Raw genomic sequence first — 7640 nt, 5'->3', positions numbered from 1 at the left:
CTCATCGAATGGCTCAACGACGTCACCGACGACGGCCGGCCAGCCCGCGCCACCCGGGGCGTGCGCGCCTCCCGAGTCGACTGCTGCACCGCCCAGATCGGTCGCATCGAACTCATGCGCGCCGCAGTGCGCATCGACGACGCCGCACTGTCAACCACCCGAACCGTCGACGAAGTGCCGCCAGTCGAGGGTGACGCCGTCATGGCAGCCCGCAGAATCCTCGACAAGGTCGACACGCTGTTGATGACACCCGAGATCGCCGCACTGGCCCAGACGATCCCGCCATCCGAACTCCGAACCCTCGACGCCATCCACCTCGCCACGGTTCTGGTCAACAAATCCAGCGTGACCATCGTGTGCGCGTACGACCGACGCTTCATCGCCGCCTGCGACGAGCACGACCTCGACGTCATCGCGCCCGGAACCAATCGAGGGCGGTGACCGTTGGCGGCCGCGGGGAAGCGGTGATAGATCGCGGTGCGCCCGATGCCGGCCTGCGCCGCGAGCCTGGCCATCGTGATCGCGTCGAAGCTGAACTGGGCCATCAGCGCGCTGAAAGCGTCGACGATGCGCTGCTGGACCTGCGCGCGGTGCTCCTCGACGGACGAGGCGCCGATCTTGGGCAGGTGGCGACTCTAACCGCGCGGGCCGCCGCCATGACGGTCACGCGACGGCCACGGGTGCGACCCGGCGCCCGCCGGCGGGCCGTACCCCCACGGCGGCGCTGGTGGGCCGTATCCCCACGGTGGTGGTTGTGGCAGCGGCGGCCCCGTCGGGCGCAGACGCACGAGGTCGCGACGGTGCCGCTCGGCCAGGACCGCGGCCAGCACCAGTTCCGGCGGCGCGCCGGGCGGGGGCGGCGGCGCGATGCGCGACACGACGTCACCGGCGATCCGGTAGGCCATCTGCTGGCGCAGGCCCCGGTCGAGTTGGTGTGCCCGGGAAAGGAATTGACGGGCAACTTCGGACCGCCCGAAGTCCAGCCCCGACAGTTGCAGTGACGACGCCCACCACGCCAGCGACGGCGGCATCGCCGGTGGTGGCGCCATCCGCGGCCCGCGCTCGCTGACGACCACGGTGCCGGCGAAGATGTCACCGATGCGCTTGGCCCGCGGCGAGAGGATGCTGCAGATGACGGCGGGACTGCCGGCCAGCATCCAGATCTCGACCACCGACGCCAGCGCACGAAACAGGGCCTGCCGGAACCGTTCTGGGCCCCCGTCGTCGGACACTACCCGCAGGCCCATCACGATCTTTCCGACAGACCTTCCCCGCGTGGCGGTTTCGAAGATCAGGGGATACCCGACGATCACCAGCACCGTGAACACGATCAGGATGGCGGCGGTCAACGCGCTGTCGAACTCGGTCAGGGTGGCGGCCCACAGTAGCAGCCCCAGCACGTAGCAGGCGAAGATCACCGCGATGTCGATCAGCGCGCTCACGGCCCGTACGGGCAACTGGGCGATCTGCACGTCGAGCACCACGGCGTCCCCGGTCACCACCTCCGACATAACACCGAACGGTACCCTGCCGAGGGTGGACGTCGACGCATTCGTGCTGACCCATCGCGCGACCTGGGACAGGCTGGAACAGCTGGTGAAGGGTCGCCGGTCGCTGACCGGCGCACAGGTCGACGAACTCGTCGAGCTCTATCAGCGGGTGTCCACCCACCTGTCGATCCTGCGCTCGGTGTCCTCGGACTCGGTGCTGACCGGCCGGCTGTCGAGTCTGGTGGCACGCGCACGCTCCGTGGTGACCGGTGCGCATGCGCCGCTGAGCAAGACGCTCGTCCGGTTCTGGACGGTGTCCTTCCCGGTGGCCGCCTACCGCACCTGGCGGTGGTGGCTGGGCACGGCGGTGGTGTTCGTCGCCGTCGTGGCCGCCATCGCGCTGTGGGTGTCGGTGAACCCGGAGGTGCAGTCCGCGGTCGGAACACCCAGCGAGGTCGACGAATTGGTCAACCACGACGTCGCCTCCTACTACCGTGCGCACCCCGCGGCGGCGTTCGCGCTGCAGGTGTGGGTGAACAACTCCTGGGTTTCCGCGCAGTGCATCGCATTGTCGGTGCTGCTGGGCCTGCCGATTCCGATCGTGCTGTTCAAGAACGCCGCCAATGTCGGGCTGATCGCCGGCCTGATGTTCAACGCGGGCAAGGGCGGTGTCCTGCTCGGACTGCTGGCCCCGCACGGGCTGCTGGAGCTCACCGCGGTGTTTTTGGCGGGGGCGGCGGGGATGCGGCTGGGCTGGTCGGTGATCTCGCCCGGGGACCGCCCGCGCACCCAGGTGCTGGCCGAGCAGGGCCGTGCCGTCATGGCGGTCGCCGTGGGGCTGGTGGCGGTGCTGCTGGTGTCCGGGCTCATCGAGGCGCTGGTGACGCCATCGCCGCTGCCCACGGTGGTCCGGGTCGGCATCGGCGTGCTGGCCGAGGCGGCGTTCCTGTTCTACGTGGTGTACTTCGGCCGCCGCGCGGCCAGGGCCGGGGAATCCGGCGACATCGAGGACGCTCCGGACGTGGTCCCGACGAGCTAGCGCCGGCCGGTCCGGGCCCGAGGGCCGCGAAGACTACAGCCGCCCGGTCGCCTTCATCGCCAGGTAGCGGTCGGCCAGGGCAGGCGCCAGCTCGGCGGGGACGGCGTCGACGACCTCCACCCCGGCGCCGCGCAGCCGCGCGGCGACGGTGCGCCGCTCGTTGCGGGAGTACTCGGCGGCTGCGGCGTCGTAGACCGCGGCCGCGTCGGCGCGCCCGGCGGCCATCTGGTCGACGCGGGGGTCGGCGACCGCCGCGACCAGTAGGTGGTGACGGGCCGAGAGCGTGCCCAGCACCGGCAGCAGCCCCTCCTCGAGGGCGGTCGCGTTGAGGTCGGTCAGCAGCACCACCAACGACTGGCGTCGGCTGCGCCGAACCAGGGCCGAGGCCGTTGCGCGCCAATCGGTTTCGACCAGCGCGGGTTGCAGAGGGGCCATCGCCTCGACCAGCTGGGCGAGCAGTTCGGTGCGGGAGGCGCCGAACACCGCGGCCCGGCTCACCTGGTCGTGGGCGAGGAAGTCGACGTGGTCGCCGGCCCGCGCCGCGAGCGCAGCGAGCAGCAGGGCGGCGTCCATGGCCCAGTCCAGGCGGGGCCATCCGGTGGGGCCGGCGTCGGGATCGCACGACGTCGGGTCGACGCCGACGCGGCCGGCCGCCGTGCGCCCGGTGTCGAGCACGAGCACCACCCGGCGTTCACGTTCGGGCCGCCAGGTGCGGACCACCACGTCGGCGCGGCGCGCGGTGGCGCGCCAGTCGATCGAGCGGACGTCGTCGCCGACGACGTATTCGCGCAGCGAATCGAATTCGGTTCCCTGCCCGCGGATCAGCGTGGGCAGCAACCCCTCCATCTCGCGCAGCCTGGCCAGGCGCGACGGCAGATGCTTGCGGGACAAAAACGGCGGGAGCACCCGGACCCGGCCGGGTACCGGCCGCGAGGCCTGCCGCCCCGCCAGCCCCAGCGGCCCGATCGAGCGGGCCGTGACGGTCGCCGCACGCTGGTCGCCGCGCCGCACCGGCCGCAGGCGGGTCTGGATTCGCAGCTGCTGGCCGGCCCCGAGGGTGACCGGATGGATGCGCGGCTGCGCACGAGCGCTGGGCGGCCAGGCGTCGCGGATCTGCCCGCGAAACCGCCGGCGGGTCTCGTTGCATACCGTCAGCACCACGTCCACCTCCTGACCGAGTCGCACCGCGCTGTCCGGCGAGCGGGTGTACCCGATCCCGCGGATCCCCGTCGCCAGCCCGACGTCGACCGCCATCGCGGCGCCCAGCGACGCCAGCAGGACCACGAAAGTCTGTGCCGGCCAAGGGGACACCGCGATCGGCAGGGCGCACAGCAGCGCGACCAGGCCGCTTCGTCCGGTCAGGACCACTAGCGGGGCACCGGGACCGAGGCCAGGATTCCGTCGAGGACACCGTCAGCGGCGGCCCCTTCCAGTTCGGCTTCCGGACGCAGCATGAGGCGGTGCCGCAGCGTCGAGCGGGCCATGGCTTTGACGTCGTCGGGGGTGACATAGTCGCGGCCGGACAGCCACGCCCAGGAACGCGCGGTCGCCAGCAGGGCCGTCGCCCCCCGCGGCGACACGCCCAGCTGCAGGGCGGGGGAGGTGCGGGTGGCCCCGACGATGTCGACGATGTAGCCCAGCACCTCGTCGGCGACCCGCACCCGTTGCACAGCCTGGCGTCCGGCCGCCAGTTCGGCGGGCCCGGCCACCGGCGTGATCGCCGACAGGTCATGGGGATCGAAGCCGTGCGCGTGCCGGTGCAAGATGACGACCTCGGCGTCGCGCGGCGGCAGCGTGACGTTCAGCTTGAGCAGGAAACGATCCAGCTGCGCCTCGGGCAGCTGGTAGGTGCCCTCGTATTCGACCGGGTTCTGGGTGGCGGCGACGATGAACGGGTCGGGCAGCGGTTTGGGCTCGCCATCCACGCTGACCTGACGCTCCTCCATCGCCTCCAGCAGCGCCGCCTGGGTCTTGGGCGGGGTGCGGTTGATCTCGTCGGCCAGCAGCAGGTTGGTGAACACCGGGCCCGGCCGGAACACGAACGCGGCGGTGCGCGCGTCGTAGACCAGCGAACCGGTGACGTCGCCGGGCATCAGGTCGGGGGTGAACTGGACGCGCTTGAACTCCAGTCGCAGTGCGGCCGCCAACGCCCGCACCAGCAGCGTCTTCGCGACTCCCGGAACGCCCTCCAGCAGGACGTGGCCGCGGCACAGCAGCGCGATCACCAGCCCGCTGACCACCCCTTCCTGTCCGACGACGGCTTTGGCCAGCTCCGTACGCAACGCCAGCAGCGCCTCTCGGGCCGAGTCAGCGGCGGGGTTCGATGGTGTCACGATCTGGTGGCCTGCCTTTCGATGTCGTCCAGTGCACGGGCAAGTTGTAGCAGGTCGTCGTCGGTGGCCGGGGGTGGGCCGTAGAGCAGGTAGGAGACCAGCCCGGCGTCGGCGCGGCTGCGTTGCGCGACGGCCGCCGCCACCACCGTCGGCGCCGCTGCGCCCGCGCCCAGGCCGAGCCGGGGCAGCAGTCGCTGCATCGTGGCGGCCCGCAGCGCCGCGGCGGCACGGTCGCGGGCCCGGTGCGACCGGTAGAGCCGGGCGCGGCCCTCGACGGTCTCCGACGCGCGCACCACCACCGGGAGCTCCTCGGCCACCAGCGGGCCCGGCCGGCGCCCCTTCCAGAACGCGACCAGCGTCACCACCAGGAACAGCTGCCACACCAGCCACGTCACGTTGGGCGGAATCAAGCCGAACAGTGATGTGGTGGCGGAGTTCTCGCCCTCGGTGTGCTGCGGTGCGTACCAGATGAGGCGTGGCCGGTCGCCCGCGAGGTTCATCGCCAGCGCGGCGTTACCCGCCTGCAGCAGGCCGCCGTTGGTCATGAAGTCGGTACTGCCCACTGCGGTGACGGCCCGGCCGTGGTCCCGGTAGCGGATCAGCACCCCGCCGTAGCAACGTCGCACCACCCGGCCGTCGTCGGCGCGGTAGCTGTCGCTCGGCCCGAAGCGCACGCTTCCCGCCCGGTCGGCCTCTCGCAGGGTGCAATCCGGGCTGCTGTCGAAACCTTTCGGCGCGGGCGTCTTGCGCACGCCGGGCAGCAGCGCCTCGCGGGTCCGCGCCGTCGGCTTGACCAGCAGCAGATCTCCTGGTGCACCGGCCAGTTCGTCCAGTACCGGGTCGGTCAGGTATTGGCTCTGTGCCACCAGGATCAGCGTGGTGGGGCGGGCCGCCCGTTCGACGTCGGCGATGGAGGAAGCCACGATCACCTCGACGCCGTTGTCGCGCAGCAGCGTCACCAGGGCATGGGCACCGTCGGGTGCGGTCGATGCCGGATCCATCCGGGCTCCGGAGCGTGGTGCGCCCAGGTAGGCGCCGACGCCGGCGAGGACCGCGACGGCGAGCAGCGTCAGCGCCACCGCGCGCCAGGTGCGCCGGCGCTGCGCCGGGCCACCGGCGGCCGCCGTCACCGGACCTGCTCCCAGGGCTCGACGGTGCCGACGGGCGCCGCCGCCGCGGCGGGCGAGCGCGACAACAGGTGCTCGTCGAGGTCGGCGATCACCTGGTACTCCGGCTGGGTCCCGGGCCGCTCGCCGTAGGTGACGTCGTTGAAAGTCCTTGCTGCCTCTGATAATTCGCCGGAAAGGTGCGACAGTGCGAGGCCCGCATCCCGGGCCAGCTCGGTGGCGGTCCGACCGGGGGCCGCATCGAGCACCCCCGCCTCCTCGAGCTGGCGGGCCACCGCGCGCAGCCGGTGCCGGATCGCTGCGGCCCAATCACCTTGCGCGGCAAGACTTTCGGCGGTGGCGCGGTGCTGTGCCGCGGTGAGCTGGGTTGTCTCGAACAGCGCGGCCTCACCGCGGCGGGTGCGCAACGTGCGACGCGCGAGGCGGACGGTGACCACCACCGCGACGGTCAGCAGGATGAACAGCACCGCGGCGGTGAACCAGCCGCCCGGCAGGGACGCCGTCTTCTCCAGCAGCCGGTACAGCTGTTCGCTGACCCAGTCGGAGAGCTGCTGCAGCGGCGAACCCCGCGAATAGGCGGGCTTGTCCAGTTCGGCCTGCGCGGCCCGGTGTGCGGCATCGCGGTCGATGTCGATGGAAGGCACTGTCGGATGATCCTAGCTCGGCCTCACAGGGGCCGGGTCAGCCAGAGGTTGTCGGTGGAGGCGACAGCATAGGGGCCGCCGGCGGCCCCGGTCTGCAGCACCAGGTCGAAAGCCTCGGCGCGCATGCGGCGGTCGGTGTAGAGCAGCACGACGACCCCGGCGTTGAACGGGGCGGTGACGATCTGGCCGATCGCCGACCCGACGGCGGTCAGCGCGGTACCCAGGACCAAAGCGGCGGTGGACGAGTTGAGGCCCAGCATCAGCTGGCCAGCGATGCTCAGCGGCGCAGCGATCGCGTTCGCGACGACGGTCGCCACGATGAATGTCAGCGTCCGGATGCCCAGCACCCGCCAGAAGCCGTTGCGGACCAGGGCGAACGATCGGGTCACGGCGTCGATGACGGGCAGCCGCTCCAGCACGATCAGCACCGGCGCGAACAGCACCACCGTGTACAGATAGACCAGCAGTGCCAGGACGCCGAGCAGCAGCGGGAACCCGAACAGGACGGTGGCGGCCCCGCCGCCGACTGCGGTCAGGACGGCGACCGCGACCACCACCAGGCCGCCGAGAGCGGCCACCGCGGCGGCCTCCAGCAGCGCCAGGCCCAGCAGCGGGAGCAGCCGCCCGCGGATCTTGGCCCAGGTTTCGCCGATGGTGATGGTCGACCCGAAGACCGCGCGCCCGACGATCACGGTCAGCATCCCGGACAGCAGCATGCCGCCCAGCCAGGTGATCAGCAGGCCGGCAGCCACCGACGCCAGGACAGCGCCCACCACCGCCGAGCTCAGCTCGCCCGCCCGGCGGGCGTCGACGTCGCCGAGGGCCACCCGGGGTGCCAGGGTGGCGACCAGCGTGACGATCTGCATGAGCACGACCACCATCGCGGTCAGCCCCAGCACGGCCCTCGGGTTGGCGCGGATGAAGCCGACCGCCCCGTTGAAGATCTCGCTCAGGGTCAACGGCCGCAACGGGATGATCCCGGGTTTGACGGCCGACGGGGGCCGGTA

At 71.9% G+C, this 7640-nt stretch carries 8 protein-coding genes and 1 pseudogene; 2 read left to right on the top strand and 7 right to left on the bottom strand.

Translation table 11 applies throughout. The annotated features are described in order from the left end of the window. A partial coding sequence (locus AC2VOK_RS06700) for a PIN domain-containing protein (RefSeq protein WP_428899777.1) occupies positions 1-441 on the top strand: 441 nt, incomplete at its 5' end. Positions 442-458: 17 nt separating this feature from the next. Here AC2VOK_RS06700 and AC2VOK_RS06695 read toward each other — a convergent pair. After that, a pseudogene (locus tag AC2VOK_RS06695) lies at positions 459-626 on the bottom strand (TetR/AcrR family transcriptional regulator); the annotation flags it as partial. A gap of 9 nt (positions 627-635) precedes the next feature. Continuing rightward, complete coding sequence (locus tag AC2VOK_RS06690) at positions 636-1511, bottom strand: RDD family protein (RefSeq protein WP_428899776.1); 876 nt, start codon at positions 1509-1511, stop codon at positions 636-638. A gap of 25 nt (positions 1512-1536) precedes the next feature. On the opposite strand from AC2VOK_RS06690, the gene AC2VOK_RS06685 reads away from it, so the two are divergent. Continuing rightward, complete coding sequence (locus AC2VOK_RS06685; protein ID WP_428899775.1) at positions 1537-2529, top strand: stage II sporulation protein M; 993 nt, start codon at positions 1537-1539, stop codon at positions 2527-2529. 33 nt (positions 2530-2562) lie between these two features. Here the strand turns inward: AC2VOK_RS06685 and AC2VOK_RS06680 are convergent, their stop codons facing one another. From AC2VOK_RS06680 to AC2VOK_RS06660, 5 genes are all read right to left on the bottom strand, one after another. Next, complete coding sequence (locus AC2VOK_RS06680; RefSeq protein ID WP_428899774.1) at positions 2563-3897, bottom strand: DUF58 domain-containing protein; 1335 nt, start codon at positions 3895-3897, stop codon at positions 2563-2565. Beyond that, complete coding sequence (locus AC2VOK_RS06675) at positions 3897-4865, bottom strand: AAA family ATPase (RefSeq protein ID WP_428899779.1); 969 nt, start codon at positions 4863-4865, stop codon at positions 3897-3899. Before AC2VOK_RS06675 ends, AC2VOK_RS06680 begins: the two co-directional genes overlap by 1 nt. Then, complete coding sequence (locus AC2VOK_RS06670; RefSeq protein WP_428899778.1) at positions 4859-6007, bottom strand: DUF4350 domain-containing protein; 1149 nt, start codon at positions 6005-6007, stop codon at positions 4859-4861. The genes AC2VOK_RS06675 and AC2VOK_RS06670 overlap by 7 nt, the downstream gene beginning before the upstream one ends. Beyond that, entirely contained in the window at positions 5989-6633 is a 645-nt protein-coding gene (locus tag AC2VOK_RS06665) for a DUF4129 domain-containing protein (protein ID WP_428899773.1), read from the bottom strand. Before AC2VOK_RS06665 ends, AC2VOK_RS06670 begins: the two co-directional genes overlap by 19 nt. Positions 6634-6656: 23 nt before the next feature. Next, positions 6657-7640: DUF7847 domain-containing protein (locus AC2VOK_RS06660; protein WP_428899772.1), on the bottom strand; the 984-nt coding region annotated here is incomplete at its 5' end.

Source organism: Mycobacterium sp. TH-M116 (genome assembly GCF_057473685.1).
The sequence above is the reverse complement of the archived record's forward strand: the minus strand, read 5'-3'. Positions and strand labels throughout refer to the sequence as shown.

Bases quoted from the DNA above. Each gene is read 5' to 3' on its own strand.
- AC2VOK_RS06690 (WP_428899776.1), bottom strand. From the start codon at position 1,511: ATGTCGGAGGTGGTGACCGGGGACGCCGTGGTGCTCGACGTGCAGATC.